Here is an 18,560-nt window from a genome sequence, read left to right as displayed (position 1 = left end):
GATAATCTGTGCATTTTTATTATTTATTATGCATCATGCGAAAATATCACTTCTCTCAATATACGCTATCACATCTCCTTTGCGGACATTATCCCCTTGCTGTGCACATACTTCAACAATACGTCCGGTAAATCCGGTAAATACCTTTTCGTATTCTCCCCATGGAGTGGAAAGGTAGCATAATACTGAATCGTGTTGGTATTTGCATCCGATGAACGGTGCGGTTGATGGTCCTTCTACGGAGACTTCCCAAAGTACCTGTCCGTTGGCGGGAGCGATGACGGGATCTGCTTTCGCACGTTTCAGTTTCTTTATTTCCTCTTCCGAATAACCGTTCTTTACCATGGACGCATCTTTGGCACGTTGCAGTTCTTCTTCGAAACGTTTCTTGGCAACGCCCGACTTGTAGTCACGATATTGGCGGTCGTGCATAGCCAGTTCAAAGAGTTCTTCATCATCTTCTCCATATTCCCAGCCGTTTTCGTCCATTTCCTTGCGGTAGTCGTCCAAGGCATCCGGGTAGTTCAACTGCGGGTCGGTATCGACGAATTCATATCCTTTGGATTGGGCCAGTTCCACAATCTCCGGTGCAAGTGTGCCGGGGAGACGCCCGCTCTTGCCTAAAATCATGTCCCAGGTATGGTTGTCTATCATTGTCCAGCGTTCTTCACCTTTTACCAGTTGCATAAGGTTCATTAAGGCAACATTCTTCACATACTGGCTGAAAGGAGTTACCAAAGGGGGATAGCCTAACTTGGGCCATACATATTCCACTTCGTCGAAAAGCATGACAAGCAGGTCGTCAATGCTAAGCTCCGGTTCGTTCTTGCTTCTCAATATCATGTTGATGCCGGAATGCACTCCTTTCAAGTCTGCCATCATGGAACCCATCATACCGCCGGGCAAACCACATTTCAACAGGAGTGAGGACATATATTTATTGGTGGTATCCATGAAGTAGCCTAAGAAATCGTCAATGAATTCTTGCGTCATGGCACGGGCTTTCATGTATGCCTTCATATTTATGTCGGGAACTTGGAAGCCTAAGTCTTTCAACATTGCCTGTACGGAGATGATGTCCGGATGAACCTTGCCCCAGGACATGGGTTCCATGGCTACGTCGATAATATCCGCGCCATTCTCGCAGACTTCGAGGATGGAAGCCATAGATAATCCCGGCCCGCTATGGCCATGGTATTGTATTAATATTTCAGGATGCTTTTCTTTAATGGTCTTGACCAGGCGTCCCAACATACCCGGACGTCCTACGCCTGCCATATCTTTCAGGCAGATTTCCGGTGCACCGGCAGCGATTAGCTGGTCGGCAATCCGGGCGTAATATTCAACGGTATGCACCGGAGAGTAAGTGATACAGAGCGTTGCCTGCGGTATCATACCTGCTTCCAGAGCATATTTGATGGAAGGAATTATGTTTCTAGTCTCGTTCAGTCCGCAGAAGATACGTGTAATGTCCACGCCTTGCGCATGTTTGACTTTATACATCAGTTTGCGTATATCTGCGGGAACGGGATACATTCGCAACGCATTCAATCCGCGGTCAAGCATATGTGTCTGGATACCGGCTTTTCTGAAAGGTTCGGTAAAGGCACGGACGGCTTTGTTGGGATTTTCACCATATAGCAGGTTTACTTGCTCGAAAGCGCCGCCATTGGTTTCAACTCGCGCGAAGCAGCCCATTTCAATAATTAAAGGAGCTATACGTACCAGTTGGTCGACCCGTGGCTGATATTTGCCTGAGGACTGCCACATGTCCCGATAAACAAGACTAAACTTAATTTCCTTTTTCATTGTAGTCAGTATTAAACGTTCTTTCTTTGGTTAACTTCACATATACAAATATAAAGGATAATTGTGACATATAGTCAATTGTATGCCCAAAAATATGCGAATATAGATATGTTATATATCATAATGTAAGGATATGGGTGCTGACAAAAAAATCCCCAACCGGCATGCCGACTGGGGATTCTGTCATTAATCAAATTGTCTCTCAAACTCGAAAACTAGCAGTCTTTAGTCTTTTAATTTCGCGATAATGAAGTCACGGTTCAAGCGGGCGATGTTGCTGATAGAGATGTTTTTCGGGCATTCAGCCTCGCAAGCGCGGGTGTTGGTACAGTTACCGAAGCCCAATTCGTCCATCTTTGACAGCATGGCTTTTGCACGACGCAAAGCTTCCGGTTTACCTTGCGGCAGCAAGTTCAACTGGCTGACTTTTGCAGAAACGAACAACATGGCAGAACCATTCTTACAGGCAGCGGCACAAGCGCCGCAACCGATACAAGAAGCGGCATCCATAGCTTCGTCAGCGATAGGTTTTGCAATCAGGATAGCGTTGGCATCCTGAGGAGCACCCGTACGGACGCTTACGTAACCACCAGCCTGCATAATCTTGTCATAAGCAGTACGGTCTACCATCAAGTCTTTGATAACCGGGAAACCAGCCGAACGCCACGGCTCAACAGTGATTGTGTCACCGTCGTTGAAGCGGCGCATATAAATCTGGCAAGTAGTAGCACCTGTTGCCGGACCGTGCGGATGTCCGTTGATGTACAGAGAGCACATACCGCAGATACCTTCACGGCAGTCATGGTCAAATACAACCGGTTCTTTTCTTTCGCTGATAAGCTGTTCGTTCAGGATATCCAGCATTTCAAGGAATGAAGTATCACCGGGGATATCTTTCATTTGGTAGGTTTCAAAAGCACCTTTAGCCTTCGGGCCAGCCTGGCGCCATACCTTCAGTGTAAATGATATATTCTTATCCATTTTCTTCTAATTCTTTTTAATGTTTAACTTCACCGATTAGCTCTTGTAGTTACGGGTCTGAACCTTGATAGCTTCATAAACCAACGGTTCTTTGTACAATACCGGAGCCTTTTCATCGTCACCTTGATATTCCCAGCATGCTACGTAGAAGAAGTTTTCGTCATCACGTTTTGCTTCTCCTTCTTCAGTCTGGTATTCTTCACGGAAGTGACCGCCGCAACTTTCGTTACGGTTCAGTGCATCGTAAGCGACAAGCTCGCCCATGGTGATGAAGTCATACAGACGGATTGCTTTGTCAAGCTCTACGTTCATGCCTTCTTTAGAACCAGGGATAAACAGATTAGTTTCGAATTCCTTGCGGATTTCTTTCAGTGCGGCGATACCTTTCTTCAAGCCTTCAGCCGTACGTCCCATACCTACGTATTCCCACATGATATGACCCAGTTTCTTGTGGATAGAATCAACGGATTCTTTACCCTGAATCTTCATGAACTTGTCAATCTTAGCCTGAACAGCCTTTTCTGCTTCTGCAAATTCGGGAAGGTCAGTAGAGAAACGCGGAACGGTAATCTGGTCTGCCAGATAGTTCTGGATAGTGTAAGGCAATACGAAGTAACCATCGGCAAGACCCTGCATCAATGCAGAAGCACCGAGGCGGTTTGCACCGTGGTCGGAGAAGTTACATTCACCGATAGCGAACAGACCTTTGATAGTGGTTTGCAGTTCGTAGTCTACCCAGATACCACCCATTGTATAGTGGATAGCCGGATAAATCATCATCGGATTATAATATTTCACACCACTGATTTCTTTTGCCAGTTCGCCCGGGTTCACGTCAGTGATTTCTTCGTACATATCGAAGAGGTTGCCATAACGTTGAAGAACAACGTCGATACCCAAACGGTTGATAGCTTCCGAGAAATCGAGGAATACAGCCAGACCAGTGTTGTTCACACCGAAGCCTGCGTCGCAACGTTCTTTAGCGGCACGGCTGGCAACGTCACGCGGAACGAGGTTACCGAATGCCGGATAGCGGCGTTCCAAGTAGTAGTCTCGGTCTTCTTCAGGAATATCGCTTCCTTTGATTTCACCTTTCTGAAGTTTCACAGCGTCTTCTTTCTTCTTCGGAACCCAGATACGACCGTCGTTACGGAGAGATTCGGACATCAGAGTCAGTTTGGACTGTTTGTCACCGTGTACCGGGATACAAGTCGGGTGAATCTGAACATATGCAGGGTTAGCGAATACAGCCCCCTTGCGGTAGCAAGAGATAGCAGCCGTACAGTTACAACCCATAGCGTTGGTAGACAGGAAGTAAGCGTTACCGTAACCACCGGTAGCGATAACTACGGCGTGAGCGGCGAAACGTTCCAGTTTACCTGTGATTAAGTTTTTAGCGATGATACCGCGGGCACGTCCGTCAACGATGACAACGTCCTGCATTTCGTAGCGGGTGTACAGTTTTACAGTGCCCACGTTTACCTGGCGGCTCAGTGCAGAGTAAGCGCCCAGCAACAACTGCTGACCGGTCTGACCCTTAGCGTAGAAAGTACGTGATACCTGTGCGCCACCGAAAGAACGGTTGTCCAGCGTACCGCCATATTCGCGGGCGAAAGGAACACCTTGAGCCACACATTGGTCGATGATAGCGTTGGATACTTCAGCCAGACGATATACGTTAGCTTCGCGGGCACGGTAGTCACCACCCTTTACCGTATCGTAGAACAGGCGGTAAACGGAGTCACCGTCATTCTGATAATTCTTTGCAGCGTTGATACCACCCTGTGCAGCGATAGAGTGTGCACGGCGCGGAGAGTCCTGGATACAGAAGTTGAATACTCTGAAACCCATTTCACCGAGTGAAGCAGCGGCAGAAGCACCTGCCAGACCCGTACCCACAACGATGATATCCAAACGACGCTTGTTAGCGGGGTTCACCAATTTCTGATGAGCTTTATAGTTAGTCCATTTCTCAGCCACTGGGCCTTCCGGAATCTTTGAATCTATCTTGATCATAATATTATTTACAATTTAATCATTTACAATATCCTATTTAGCAAGCACCACCGCAAATCAGTGTTTTCACGAAGAATACCACTACTACGAGGGCGAAACCGAGTACAACAACGGTAGAGTAGATGTTGGAGATGCATTTCCAACGGTTGATCCATACCTTGTTGTTCCATCCCAGTGATTGCATGGAGCTCCAGAAACCGTGAGTCAGGTGGAACCACAGCGCAAACAGCCAAACGAGGTAAAGAACTACGTAAACCGGGCAGGAGAAAGTCTGCTGGATGTGATAAGCGCCGTTAGCGGCATAAGCCAGCGTCAGCGTGTCAGCGTGCATGCCCATGTTGTGCATCAGTTCCGGCAACTGCATTTTTGCCCAGAAGTTGAAGAGGTGCAAGCCAAGACCTACGATTACGATAATACCTAACACTAACATGTTTTGAGAAGCCCACTCTACAGTTTTAGGCTTGTCGGTCACTGCATAGCGTTCGCTACCACGCGCTCTGCGATTCTGCATTGTCAGCCAGAACGCATAGATGATGTGAATGATGAAAAGAGCAGCCAATCCTGCGGTAGCCACTAACGCATACCAGTTTGCTCCCAGGAATTCACAAATCATGTTGTAACCATCAGCCGAGATGATTGCAACCAGGTTCATCGCCATGTGAAATGTTAGAAACAGGACAAGGGCGATACCGGTAACGCTCATCACCACTTTCCTTCCTACAGATGAATTACTTAACCACATAAATGATTGAATTTAAGTTATTTAATTGTTAGAACTAAAATTTCTACGTTTTACACCTCTTACAGACTGCAAAAATAGGGGAAATAGATTGATTGAGCAAGGAATTAAAGAAATAATTCCTTAATCGGCAATCTTTCCGATTTTTTCACCGCAGGCTGCCTTCTTACGCAGCGCGCGGGGAGTGTCGCCGAAAGAGTCTTTGCAGAAGTGTGCAAAGTGGGACAGGGAATCGAATCCGTATCGGTTGCAGATTTCTGTGATGCGCATTTTAGTGTGTTGCAGGTCTTCGAGGATGCCCTCGCGTTTCTTTTCCAGTATCCATTCGTACACGGGCATGCCATAGAGGTTTTTGAAAAGCCTGCGGAAAGTAGTGGTCGTATAGCCCCCCAGGTGTGCAAACTCTTCCACGTTTTTCACGTTACTGTAGTTTTGCATCACAAAGTAGTGGAAACTTTCCGTGTAAGTGCTTATCGGGTAGAAGAAAGCGCTTAACTGCGGTAGCGGGTAGAAGTTGGTAATCAGGAAAACCAGTTCTTTGCATTTCAGCTCGATATATTTGCTGCAAGGGGCTTCTTCACTGAGAAATTCGGGCATGCTGGTAATCAGATGATAGAGCCTTTCGCTCATAATCAATGGAGTATAGGTCAGAGGTGTTTCTGTCTGTTCCAATATTTCTTTATAACGTTCTTCGCAAAGCAGAGGCAGCTCATTGAACCAGAACACAATGTATTCGACATCTGTAAGTGCCAGCATTTCTATCTTCGAGCCGATAGCTTGCAGGATAAACTGTTTCTCGCGCAGTGTATTTCCCGGATATTCTTCACTATTGATAAGCAATTCGCCTTTTATCATAAAAAGCATACAGTTTTGCGTACACTTATCTTTCGGGATATGCTCTCCTTTTGGTAAGTTCCGATGTACAAGGATATTTTCAGTGGCTCTGGGGCATCCTTCACAGTTTGTATATTGTATGCAAAAAGAATCTCCTGGCATGAGTTTTATTTCATGAATTGTTATCTTCGGGGAACAAAGATAAGCTTTTTTGCGTAAAATGAAACTATTTCTTACATTTATGTTTTAGTAGAAAAATTGATTTAGTGTCTTTAATAATAATATTTATCAAATATCTTCTGCATTTCCGGATACTTTTCATCCGTGTCCCCGGTTTCTTTTCGAAGTCTTAACAAATCCTTTTTCATTTGTTTAATGGTTGACGTGTATCTCGGGTCGTTATAAAGATTGTGATTTTCGTGCGGGTCATTTTGCAAGTCATAAAAATCCCATGTAGGAGTAAACTCGAAGTTTTCCGTATCGGTCATGTCCAGGTTCCTTGCGTAATAGAAAATGAGTTTATAACGATCTGAACGGATGGCGAAGTGTGCCGGACGAATAGCATGGTTGGTCCAGTAGCGATAATAAATTTCTGTTCTCCAGTCCGGTGGTGTTTTTCCTTCGAGGTTGTTGGCGAAGCTGTTTCCTTGAGTATTATCCATTTTTACTCCGGCAAATTCTGCCAGTGTCGGTGCGAAATCGACATTCAGAACAAGGTCTTTCAGGCGTTGTCCTGCGGGAATCTTTTTGGGGTAACGAATCACGAAAGGCATCCGTGCCGATTCTTCGTAAAACATCCGTTTGTCGAAGAAGCCATGTTCGCCTAAGAAGTAGCCTTGGTCGGATACGTACACCACGATAGTATTGTCAGCAATTCCCATTTCATCCAGTGTTCTCAGGAGTTTTCCGATATTATCGTCGACGGTAGCTCCGCAACGCATATAGTCGCGAATAAATTTCTGATAGGCTGCACGTCGGGCGGCAGTCCGTTGCATTCCTTCGGTGCTGAATGGTAGTCCGGGGTAACGACACCACCATTTGTCTGGGTCTTTCGAGGCGGTTCTCCAACGGTGTTCTAGTTCTTCGATGGTTTGTCCTACGAAAGAGCGCCCGTTGGTTTCCGGCCCCCAGTCCAGCAGATTCTCCGGTTCGGGGAAGGTGACGTCGTCATAAAGGTGCTCCATTCGTATCGGGTAGTCGTATGGTTCGTGGGTGGCTTTGAAGTGGCAGCACATCAAGAAAGGTTTGTTGCTGTCCTGCTGCTTTATCCAGTTGATGGCTTTTTCCGTAACGAGGTCGGTCGAGAAACCGAGTACACGTTCTCCGAAACGTCGGTTGCCCGGCCATGGGTCGGTACTTTCGATGAAAGTGGGGTCACGGTACTCTCCCTGGTCATAGAAAATGGAATAGTAATCAAATCCTTGTGGTTGAGACTGGATGTGCCATTTCCCGACAAGCCCTGTGCTGTATCCGTTTGCTTGTAGGACGGTTGCCAGAGTGGGGATGGAAGTATCCAGGGAGTCGGCCAGCGTATAGAGTCCGTTTCTGTGACTGTATAGCCCTGTCAGGATACTGGCGCGGCTGGGGGCAGAGATAGAGTTGGTACAGAAACAGTTGTCAAGCACTACACCTTCTTTGGCAAGGCGGCGGATGTTGGTATTGTAGGCATATTCTGCCAGAATTCCACCATAGATACCCCATGCTTGGGAGGTGTGGTCGTCACTTAGAATAAAAAGAATGTTGGGACGCAGTTCTTCCTCTTGTTGGTTTCTTTGTTCCTGTCCGGTTGGTTGTGCATTCAAAATCTGCGTAGCTGTTCCCGCAGTTAAAATTCCAGTTAGTAGTATTTTATTCATAAATAACATGTCGTTACTGTATTTCTTTTCATATAGCAGCCGGTTGTTTTTTATTTATCCGCTACTTTTTTGTTTTCTGGCAGCAAGTTATGCATTTCCAATGGGTCTTGCAAGAGATTGGATGGTTATTCCGATTTTTTTGTGTAGAAGATGTTTTTTATGTATGTTGCCAGCAAAGATTTAGTAAACGTCAAAATAGGCAAGGTACAAGTAACTTTTTATGTTGTTTTTTGGAAGTATTATAGTCATTTTTGAACATGCTTTTACCTTGAGACTGCGTACTTTTGTGTTCTGAATCCAATAAAAAAGAATCATTATGCTAATGCCAAGAAAAATTCTGTTTTCCCTTTTTTTGTTGATAGGGGCATCTATTTATGCGCAACAAAACACTTTTGTGAGTTCGTATATTCGTGGAAACTTCTATAATCGCGGACGTATTTCTACCGAAAGCCTGCGGGCGAGTGACGACCTTATCTTCTTGAATGTTCATCCGAATAAGGACGGGTCGCTTTCTTTTGAGAATCCCCGTGTGTTTCAGGGAGAAGGAGTGGCAACGTGGGAAGGACTGGTTAAATCTGTCCGTACTAAGGTAAAAGGAACAAATGCCAAACTGCGTTTGGGTGCTTCCAGTGGCGAATGGAAAGCAATGGTGGCTGATGAGGCTGCCCGTACGGTATTTGCCAGGAATATAAAGAAAGTGCTTCAACAAAATAAACTGGATGGCATTGATCTGGACTTTGAATGGGCGGAGAATGCAAAGGAATATGAAGATTATAGCCTGGCTATCTTGAAGATGCGTGAAGTACTGGGAGACAAGTATATTTTCAGTGTTTCTTTGCATCCTGTTTGCTATAAGATTAGTAAGGAAGCGATTGCTGCCGTTGATTTTATTTCGCTTCAGTGTTATGGCCCTTCTCCGATGCGCTTTCCAATAGAAAAGTATTGTTCGGATATCCAAATGGTACTGGATTATGGTATTCCGAAAGAGAAACTGGTGGCCGGCGTTCCTTTCTATGGTGTGACGAAGGATAATTCGAAGAAGACAGAGGCTTATTTCAGTTTTGTACAGGAAGGACTGATTACGTCTCCAGCGCAAAATGAGGTGACCTATAAGGGAGATGTATATGTATTTGACGGACAGGATAATATCCGTATCAAAACCCGTTATGCGAAAGAACAGGGTTTGAAAGGTATGATGAGCTGGGACTTGGCTACGGACTTGCCGTTGAGTGACAGCAGGTCATTGCTTAAGGCGATGATTGAGGAATTGAAACCATGATTGCGGAACTGAAACGATGGTTAAAGATTGAAGCAATGATTGAAGAGTCAAGGAATTGAGTATTCCCGCAGGTCTTTAGGCATGGATAACACGGATTACGCTGTTGCTTTATGCAGTCATATTTCTAAAAACCGTGAAATCTGTGTTATCCGTGCCTGAATATTATTACGACATTGGATTTTATTTTTGACGACTTCTTTTCTCTATGCCTGCTTGATTTGTTTCAGATAATCCGAAGGAGAAACCCCGAACTCATCTTTGAAACATTGGCGGAAGTATCCTGAACTGTTCATTCCTACTTTATAGGCAATCTCAGAAATGTTGTACTTCCCTTCGAGCAGCAGGCGTTCTGCGTTTTCCATCTTCACCTTCCGGATGTATTCATTGGTCGAAAGTCCGGTCAACGCTTTCATCTTCCGGTAAAGGGTAGAACCACTCATACACATCTTGTCTGAAAGGTAAGTGATGTCAATCTTTTCCGAAGAAAGGTTCTCTTCAATTAATTGCGTAATCTTCCCGATAAATTCATTGTCAAGTTTACTCAGCGCTTCGGTAATCATCGTACGTTTCTCGTTTATGTCTGCATGGCTGCTTGGAGTAGGCTGTGACTGAAATTGTGCGACGAGCTTCTTTCTTGATTCAAGCAGGTTATTGATGCGGCTGCGCAGCAAAGAAGCACTGAACGGTTTCGTCAGATAAGAATCTGCCCCTACCTCGTATCCTTCCTCTTTATCCTGCAAAGAGTCTTTTGCGGTTAGCAGGATTATAGGAATATGACTTGTGCGTACATCATCTTTTAGCTGTCGGCACAAGGTGATACCGTCCATGACAGGCATCATAATATCGCTGACTATAATATCCGGTATACGGCTGAGAGCCTGTTGTTTCCCTTCCTCGCCATTGTTGGCTGTGATTACTTCAAAGGAATCGGAGAAAGACTCGGCAATATAATTCTGTATTTCCTCGTTATCCTCTACAATCAACAGGATAGGTTTGCCGCTGTCCATTGCCGCATCCTGTACATCATCCGAAGAAACATTCTGTACTTCTTCCTCTTTTTCAGCCTGTTCCGTCGAATCGGCATGTAACGCATTGGGATAAATATTGTCCGTCAATAGACTGATATAGAAACTACTCCCTTCGTTTTGCGTACTTTCAACGCGGATTTCGCCTTCATGCAATTCCACGAGATTTCTGACCAAAGCCAGGCCGATGCCTGTCCCGGATGCCTGATGCGAACCGCTTTCCTGATAATAACGGTCGAAAATATGCGGCAAAGCCTCAGCAGAGATGCCGTATCCGGTATCACTGACTTTAATTTCCGTATAAGCCACTTCATTACGCATCGTTTGATAAAGGCTCAGAGTGATGCGCCCCTGCTCCGTATATTTGATGGCGTTGGAAATCAGATTATCCAGAATAATGGTAACGATTTCCTTGTCAAAGAAAAGAAGCATCTCCTCTTTTTCTATCTGAATCCGGAAGTCAATTTTAGTTTTCTGGTTGAGCTCCTTGTATTTAAGCCCTGTCTCGTAGATAAGGGGGGCGATATTGCCTTTGCAGACACATAATTTCTTGTTCTGTGTCTCCGTCTTGCGGAACTCCAATATCTGATTAATCAGGTTGAGCAACCGGAGCGCACTTTGATGAATGACGGACAACTTCTGCGCCTGTCTTGCCGGAAGAGACTGGTCTTTCTGCATATCTTCCAGAGGGCCGAGAATTAGAGTCAGCGGCGTGCGCAGTTCATGGGTGATATTTGTATAGAAACGCAGGCGTTCCTGGTTCAACTCCTGTTCTTGTTCGTGGTTCTTCTTCTCCAGGGTATAGAGGCTTTCCAAATCCAGCTTCTTCTTGTAAGCGTGCAGGATAAGGTAGATGATACTGATAGATATCAGTATATAAACCAACTTCGCCCACCATGTCAGCCAAAGAGGGGGATTAATCCGGATGGTGAGCGAAGTCGCTTCGTCCGGCCACTCCTGATTATGCACCCGCGCCTTGATAAGGAACTCATATTTCCCCGGCGGGATATTCCGGAAAGTGACGCTGTTGTTCTCATTCACCGTGTACCACGAGTTTTCGAGCCCTTTCAGCATATAGGCATACTCCATCTGGTTGACAAGGGAGTAGTTCTGCACATTGAATGTCAGGCTGAATGTATTCCGGGCATGAGTCAGCTCCACTTCTTTTCCTTCCAATAGGGAGACGAAGGTGTCATTGCTCTCCTGATTGTCCAGCCGCTCGAATATTTTCATTTCCGTGATGACAACCGGCGGTGTTTTGAGTTCGCTCATCGTGATGTTGGGAGTGAAACAGCACACGCCGTTGATAGAGCCGAAGTAGATGGAACCGTCTGTATTCCTTGCCACACTGGCACTCATGAAGCTTCCGGCAGGCACGTCGTCCGAGTGACCGTAGTAATAGAAACAATCTTTCTTCGTCACGTAGCAGCCGATACCTTTGTTGCTGCTGAACCAGATATTTCCTGCCTGGTCTTCAGTGATAGCTTGGATGCACGTATTGACGAGCCCGTCTTTACGCTGGTAAGTCTTGTAATCCGGATCGTCCGGAGAGTTGAAACATACCAGTCCGTCTCCGGTAGCTATCCACATTCTTTCCTGTTTGTCCCGATAGATTTGATTGATAGTGTTGGAACAGAAGCCCTCTCTTTGGATATACTTCCTGACTAAGTGGAAATCCGGTGAATAAACCCCCATTCCATCGCCGAATGTGCCGATCCAGAAACGTCCTTTGTCATCCTGTGCGATGCTTCGGATGAAGTTGCCGTGCAGCTCGCTGTTACCGGTGTGGTAATGTTGCACAACTTCCATATTGTCGGGATTGTAGACGAATATCCCTTCGCTGCATCCTATCCAGATACGGTGCCGGTTGTCTTCGTAAAAGACACGGACATCCAGATTCGATTTACCCATTGGGGAGATTGAACGGAATGTCTTAGTCCGGGTGTTATAATGGCTGATACTTCCTTGAAAAGCGCCGAACCATAGATTGTCCCTGGAGTCACGGAAAGCGCTCAGCACAGAGTTTGCCTGTAAATCTCCCGTCTCTTTCTTATAAATGGCAATCCGTCTGTTATTCTCAAAAACATTGATTCCACCGCCGTCCGTACCTACCCACAGACGCCCCTGCCTGTCGGTGCAGATACTGCTTACCACCTTATTGTTCAGACTGTTCTCATTGTCGGGGATAGGAGAATAATCAATAGTTGTGAATAAAGGGGGCTCACTGCTGATAAAGTTGATTCCGCCGCCCCATGTCCCAATCCAGATATTATTGAAAGAGTCCTGATAGATATACCGTACACTGGCATTGGAAAGGCTACGGTTATCGTCCCCTTCCCGCAGAAATTCGAAAGTAATCTGTTTGGGGGAAAGGAACTGGCTCTGTTTCAGGTCGAGTATGGCGATGCCGTTCAATTCCGAAGCAATCCATAATTTATTGTCATTCATTTGCCTGATGGAGAAAATACGGCTGGAGAGTGTGCCGTATTTGTCGTTCGGATTTTGCCGGAAAGTTACGAAGTTTCGGGTAGCGGCATTATAGAGTGCCAGTCCTTTATCCGTCCCGAGCCATATATTCCCGTTACTGTCTTTTAATATCGTCCGTACATCATCCCCCGGCAGACTGTTGGGATTGTCCGGTTCATTTTTGAAGTTCCTTACACTCTTATCTTTCAAGGAAAGTATGCTGAAACCGCCATTCACATGCCCGATATAAAGATTATCGTCTCCACCGTCCAACACAGTCCATGTCTGTTCGCAGTCCAATGCCGGAACAGTTGTCTTGTTGTAATGCGTGAACTGTCCGGTGGTAATATCCAGATAGTCTATGCCCCGATAATAAGTGCTTATCCATAATCCGTCCGTACTTTGTGCAGAAGCGGCAATATCCGTGACGTCATTTGTCATCAGGCTGTGCGGATTCTGCGGGTCATGCTGATAAGCGGTAAATGTCTGCGAATGATAATTGTAGGCATTTAACCCGTCACGTTGCGTGGCAATCCATACAATGGGCCGTTCCGGGTCGGCATATATCCGGTTAAGTTCATTCCCGGTGATACTTTGGGAATTCTTGGACGGGTCATTCTTATAAAAGGTGATAAAACGGGTACCGTCAAACTTATTGAGCCCTTCTTCCGTGGCAAACCACAGGAAACCTTGCTTGTCCTGCGCGACACTGACTACATAATTATTAGAAAGTCCCTGCTCAATCCCCAACCGTTTCACAGAATAAGGTTGCGCAATCAGCCGGGAGACTGATAATAAAGACAGGAAAAGAAATAAAATACCAAACGCAATGTGTTTTCTCATAACTCGTGCCTATTCGTTTCATTTACAGGTTCAAAAATAGGAATAAATATTTTATTTAGCGTATGCAAATCGTGCATTGCATGATTTGTGATGCTTCTCTGCATGATTTTTATCTCTCCTATGTGCCTTATTCACTTATATTTGCATTGTGAAAGCGGAAAAAGCACCCTGGCTTTCGCAGCGAACCTAGAAGTTTTAATCATTAAATACTATTATTATGAAGGCAAGATTTTTGCATGGCGCAGCGTTATGGACTTTTCTTTTTGCTGCAACGTTGGCTACCGGATGTAGCGACGATAATGACTACAAAGATGTAGACGGGCAGAAGCCGACTCTCGAACTGGTTTCCGAACATGTGCGTACATTAAACGGATATGAATTTAAGATTGCAGGGAAAGTAGCGGATAAGGATGGTATCCGTTCCATCCGTTTACAATCACCAGACTTATATTTGGATAAGACTATTGACCTAGTGGCTCTCTACCCGGAAACTCTTTATGAATATGACTTGAACTATGGATTTACCATTCCCGAAGAAACCGAAGGCGACGAATTCACAGTGGAAGTAACAGTTACGGATTTAGGGGGACGTACCATAGAGAATAAAGTCCTGATTACAATGGATGGTGATTATACGGAACCGACGATAACTAATACTAGTTTCTCCGGGAACTTTAATATCGCATTGGGTGAAAGCATGGTATTCAAGTTTACTGCCAAAGACAACAGAGGGCTGGCTTATTTGGAACTGACCATCCCTGAACTGAATATTGCGGAACGTATGGATGTGGAAGGAGACAATGTCACGGAAAGCACTTTCGAGAAAGAAATAACATTCCCTTCGGAAGGAACAGGTGCTTATATCATGACAGTACGTGTTGTCGATATATTCGATAATGTGACAGAAAAAGAATCTACAGTGCTTGTGACCCGGCTGAAAGATTATCAGAATATGTATTTGGTGGACTTTGAAGGAACAGATACTCATTTGCTTACAGATAGAGATGTTTGGGGGATTCCAATGCCGATAGAACGCACAGAAATTCTTCAATATAGAGCCCGTTATTATTCGACAGGCGAAAATACACCAATACGCTTTATTACAAGCAAAGAGAACTTTGACATCTGTTTTGGTGATGATAAAACTAATCCGGGAAAGATGACGGAGATAATGGAAAACATACAACCTATTATTTTGCCGGAGAAAGGGTATTATGAGATTACTTTCAATCTTGAAAGTAGAGAATATACAGTGACTCCTTATACACCGGCAGATGCTCCTATTGCTATCGGCTCGAAGTTGAATTATGATGGTCAGGAATATGAGTTGAAGATGGGCTTTGTCGGCGGATGGTTTGACGGCGCTCCCGGATGGGGCGGACCGAAGAATATTTATGAATTGACGCAGGATCCAAACAACCTGTATCGTTTGACTACGGAGTTGACTTACAGCAAAGAAGATATGTTTGATGTGAATATCACTCCTTATCATCCGGATGGATGGTGGACAGAACCGGCCTGGCGGTTTGACGGTGCCAATGAATCTTTCCTGACCGGAGTGAATAACAATAGCAAGAGAGTACCTCCAGGCAAATATACTTTTGAATTTGATACTCACCTTGGCCAGTCAAAATTACTAAAGAAGAATAACTAATATAATGCTATAAAAACATGAAACGATACTTATTCCTTTTATTATCGTTCTTTGCGCTGGGCTTAAATGCCCAGCAAATGAAGCTGACCGGTAATGCCGTTGCAGCGAGTGACAAGCAGCCGATGATTGGTCTTACAGTCTTGGTGAAGGGAACGACGAACGGTACTGTGACCGATTTGGACGGTAACTATACTTTGAACAATGTATCTAAAGATGCTACTGTGGTTTTCTCTATGATTGGATATAAAACTCAGGAAATCAAAGTGAATGGCCGAACTGCCATCAATGTAGTGATGCATGATGATATGCAGGCATTGGATGAGGTAGTGGTTATCGGCTATGGTGCGGTAAAGAAAGGTGATCTGACCAGTTCCATCGCAGCCATAAAAGGTGAAGAACTGAAAACAATGAGCACGGGTAATGCCATGAACTCTTTGCAGGGGAAAATCAATGGCGTACAGGTACAAAGCAGCGGCGGACCGGGTGCTACTCCTCGTGTAATAATCCGTGGTGTGTCTACTGTCAATGCCGCCGACCCTTTGTATGTAGTGGACGGGATGCCGGTAGGTAGAAATATCAACTTTCTCGACCAAAATGACATTGAAAGCATGCAAGTCTTGAAAGATGCTTCTGCCGCAGCTATCTATGGTACACGTGCGTCGAATGGTGTTATTCTGATTACCACCAAAAAAGGAAAGAAAGGCGACACCAAGTTTTCTTTCTCCGCTTCTGCCGGTTTCCAGACATTGCAACAACCTGATATGGCAAAAGCTTCAGAATACGAATATGTTCAGAGAGCACGTTATATCAACGATGACAGTATGCCTGTATATAGTGGAAAAGCTAATATTACTGATACCGAAGGCACCGACTGGTGGAAAGAGACATTGAATAAAACAGCCTTGATTCATAACTATAACCTTAGTTTCTCCGGTGGCACTGATAAGTTCCTCTATTCAGCCAGTATTGGTTATTTCGGACAAGATTCACAATATAAGACAGGCAACTGGCAGAAGTTTACCGCCCGTTTCAGCATGGAATACAACTTCAACAAGATAGTAAAAGCAGGTATCGACTTCACGCCTAAATATGAGAACTGGAAAGATACTCCGGATTTGCTCGGTGCTGTCATGGCAATGGATCCGACTACTCCGGTGATGCGACCCGAAAATGAATGGACGGATAATGAATACGATAATTATTCCCGCTCCCACAATAGCCAAGTGTGGAATCCGGTGGCAAGTATGGCACGTCTGTCAAAGAACACCGATGAGTACGGATTGCTTGCCAATCCTTATATAAGCATTGAACCAATCAAAGGGTTGGTAGTACGCAGCCAGTTCGGAATAAACGCGCGTTTCCGCCTTTTCGATGAGTTTAGTCCCGAGTTTCATTTGGACAACTTGGAACAAGCTACTGCGAATACAGCCAAACGCGAAATGAAGAACTGGGTGGACTGGAACTGGACGAACACAATCACATGGATGAAAACGTTCAATGAAAAGCATAATATTAATCTGATGGGCGGTTATACGATGGAACGTTACCAGTATTATTGGTTGACCGGCTCACGTGATGGTGTTCCGACGAATAATGACGAACTTCTGCAATATGTAAAGGGGGGAACAAAAAAACCTCAGGCAGAGGGATTGAACGAATACAATTCAATGATTTCTTATCTGGGACGTATCATATACAATTATAATGACCGTTATTATCTGACAGCATCCGTACGTGTGGATGGCTCTTCAAGATTCCCTAAGGGTAATAAATATGCTACGTTCCCTGCTGTATCTGCTGCATGGCGTATATCGGGCGAACCTTTCATGAAAAACCAGCATATCTTTGACAATCTGAAACTGCGTGCCGGATGGGGACGTGTAGGTAATGAAGATATTGATAATTCTGCTTATCAATCCTCTATCGGTGGAAGTGATTATGTCTTTGGCCCGAATGCCGACCGTGTGATTGGAACAAGTGTGGCTTCTATTGGAAACAACAGTGTTCGTTGGGAGACAGTCGAAGATTATAGCATCGGTGTAGACATGGCTTTCTTGAACAATCGTCTGAGTGTTACTGCTGAATGGTTTCGCAAAGAGTCGAAGGACATGTTGATGAAAAAAGCTAATCTATTGGTTCTCGGCTACCCCATGTGGAATGGAGAAATGTGGGAGAACGTAGGCAGTATGCAAGCTACCGGATGGGAATTATCCGTCAATTGGAACGACCATAAAGGAGACTTCAGCTATGAAGTAGGCGTGAACCTTTCTTCCGTAAAGAACAAAGCCAAGAAACTGATGGGTGGTGACACTCCTATTTATACAGGCTCTTTCAATGGTGATTACATTATCCGTAATGAAGAAGGCGGAGAAATCAGCCGCTTCTATGGTTACGTAGCCGATGGTATCTTTCAGAACCAGACAGAGGTGAACGCCCACACCAACGAGTATGGTTCGGTCATCCAACCCAATGCACTACCTGGTGACATCCGCTTCAAAGATTTGAATGGTGACGGCAAACTGGATGATAAGGATAAGGCATACATCGGTTCGGCATTCCCCGATTTGATGGTCGGCATCAACGGACGTGTTTCTTACAAGAACCTTGATTTCATGGCCAACTTCTACGGCACTATCGGCAACGATGTGTTCAACACGACCAAAGGCCGCTACTCCGGTGCCGGTGGTGAGAATGTGTATGCCGGAACATACAACAGTTCATGGCACGGTGAAGGAACGAGCAACTCATTACCCCGCTTGTCAGTGAACGACTCTAACATGAACTGGAAACGTCCGTCGAGCTTCTTCGTGGAAGACGGTTCTTACCTTCGTTGCAAGATGTTGCAAATAGGATATACTTTACCGAAGCGGTGGACTAAAGACATCGTATTGCGTCTCTCTTTCTCCGCACAAAATCCGTTTACCATCACCGGCTATTCCGGCATGGATCCGGAAGCGGTATCAGTGGGTAAGGGTGTGACGGAAATGGGTATCGACTGGGCAAGTTATCCTAACCCGCGTACATACCTCTTCGGATTGAACATCAATTTTTAAACCAA

General features: G+C 45.1%; 10 protein-coding genes. 3 read left to right on the top strand and 7 right to left on the bottom strand.

The genetic code is table 11. The features are described 5' to 3' along the window. Positions 1-33: 33 nt before the first annotated feature. The 6 genes from AB5443_RS11530 to AB5443_RS11505 form a co-directional block, all read right to left on the bottom strand. Positions 34-1,809, bottom strand: coding sequence for a hypothetical protein (locus tag AB5443_RS11530; RefSeq protein WP_022138710.1), 1,776 nt, complete (start codon positions 1,807-1,809; stop codon positions 34-36). Positions 1,810-2,034: 225 nt separating this feature from the next. Next, the gene (locus tag AB5443_RS11525) at positions 2,035-2,790 is read right to left on the bottom strand and encodes a succinate dehydrogenase/fumarate reductase iron-sulfur subunit (RefSeq protein ID WP_195406235.1); all 756 of its coding nucleotides are present in this window, start codon (positions 2,788-2,790) and stop codon (positions 2,035-2,037) included. A 36-nt stretch (positions 2,791-2,826) separates the two neighbouring features. Beyond that, complete coding sequence (locus AB5443_RS11520; RefSeq protein WP_073347137.1) at positions 2,827-4,806, bottom strand: fumarate reductase/succinate dehydrogenase flavoprotein subunit; 1,980 nt, start codon at positions 4,804-4,806, stop codon at positions 2,827-2,829. Positions 4,807-4,843: 37 nt separating this feature from the next. Then, entirely contained in the window at positions 4,844-5,548 is a 705-nt protein-coding gene (locus AB5443_RS11515) for a fumarate reductase (RefSeq protein WP_044654738.1), read from the bottom strand. Between the two features lie 120 nt (positions 5,549-5,668). Next, the gene (locus tag AB5443_RS11510; RefSeq protein ID WP_022138868.1) at positions 5,669-6,541 is read right to left on the bottom strand and encodes an AraC family transcriptional regulator; all 873 of its coding nucleotides are present in this window, start codon (positions 6,539-6,541) and stop codon (positions 5,669-5,671) included. A gap of 110 nt (positions 6,542-6,651) precedes the next feature. Next, a complete protein-coding gene (locus AB5443_RS11505) occupies positions 6,652-8,235 on the bottom strand; it encodes a sulfatase (RefSeq protein ID WP_277130357.1) in 1,584 nt (527 codons plus the stop codon). A gap of 316 nt (positions 8,236-8,551) precedes the next feature. Here AB5443_RS11505 and AB5443_RS11500 point away from each other — a divergent pair, with 316 nt between their 5' ends. Further along, positions 8,552-9,514, top strand: a complete 963-nt coding sequence (locus AB5443_RS11500; protein WP_277130359.1) for a glycoside hydrolase family 18 protein — start codon at positions 8,552-8,554, stop codon at positions 9,512-9,514. Between the two features lie 203 nt (positions 9,515-9,717). Here AB5443_RS11500 and AB5443_RS11495 read toward each other — a convergent pair whose 3' ends face one another. After that, positions 9,718-13,848 (bottom strand): two-component regulator propeller domain-containing protein, encoded by a 4,131-nt coding sequence (locus AB5443_RS11495; RefSeq protein WP_368113397.1) that lies wholly within the window; start codon positions 13,846-13,848, stop codon positions 9,718-9,720. Positions 13,849-14,065: 217 nt separating this feature from the next. Here AB5443_RS11495 and AB5443_RS11490 point away from each other — a divergent pair, with 217 nt between their 5' ends. After that, entirely contained in the window at positions 14,066-15,502 is a 1,437-nt protein-coding gene (locus tag AB5443_RS11490) for a hypothetical protein (protein WP_368113398.1), read from the top strand. A 17-nt stretch (positions 15,503-15,519) separates the two neighbouring features. After that, positions 15,520-18,555: a SusC/RagA family TonB-linked outer membrane protein gene (locus tag AB5443_RS11485; RefSeq protein ID WP_368113399.1), complete on the top strand. Its 3,036-nt coding sequence runs from the start codon at positions 15,520-15,522 to the stop codon at positions 18,553-18,555. The last annotated feature ends 5 nt before the right edge of the window (positions 18,556-18,560 follow it).

The organism is Bacteroides sp. RTP21281st1_H5_RTP21281_210402 (genome assembly GCF_040918965.1).
In the GTDB taxonomy this organism is placed as follows: Bacteria; Bacteroidota; Bacteroidia; order Bacteroidales; family Bacteroidaceae; genus Bacteroides; species Bacteroides congonensis.
This window is presented reverse-complemented; position numbering and strand designations above follow the sequence as displayed.

Bases quoted from the DNA above. Each gene is read 5' to 3' on its own strand.
- AB5443_RS11515 (WP_044654738.1), bottom strand. From the start codon at position 5,548: ATGTGGTTAAGTAATTCATCTGTAGGAAGGAAAGTGGTGATGAGCGTT.
- AB5443_RS11490 (WP_368113398.1), top strand. From the start codon at position 14,066: ATGAAGGCAAGATTTTTGCATGGCGCAGCGTTATGGACTTTTCTTTTT.
- AB5443_RS11500 (WP_277130359.1), top strand. From the start codon at position 8,552: ATGCTAATGCCAAGAAAAATTCTGTTTTCCCTTTTTTTGTTGATAGGG.
- AB5443_RS11530 (WP_022138710.1), bottom strand. From the start codon at position 1,809: ATGAAAAAGGAAATTAAGTTTAGTCTTGTTTATCGGGACATGTGGCAG.
- AB5443_RS11520 (WP_073347137.1), bottom strand. From the start codon at position 4,806: ATGATCAAGATAGATTCAAAGATTCCGGAAGGCCCAGTGGCTGAGAAA.
- AB5443_RS11510 (WP_022138868.1), bottom strand. From the start codon at position 6,541: ATGCCAGGAGATTCTTTTTGCATACAATATACAAACTGTGAAGGATGC.
- AB5443_RS11505 (WP_277130357.1), bottom strand. From the start codon at position 8,235: ATGAATAAAATACTACTAACTGGAATTTTAACTGCGGGAACAGCTACG.
- AB5443_RS11485 (WP_368113399.1), top strand. From the start codon at position 15,520: ATGAAACGATACTTATTCCTTTTATTATCGTTCTTTGCGCTGGGCTTA.
- AB5443_RS11525 (WP_195406235.1), bottom strand. From the start codon at position 2,790: ATGGATAAGAATATATCATTTACACTGAAGGTATGGCGCCAGGCTGGC.
- AB5443_RS11495 (WP_368113397.1), bottom strand. From the start codon at position 13,848: ATGAGAAAACACATTGCGTTTGGTATTTTATTTCTTTTCCTGTCTTTA.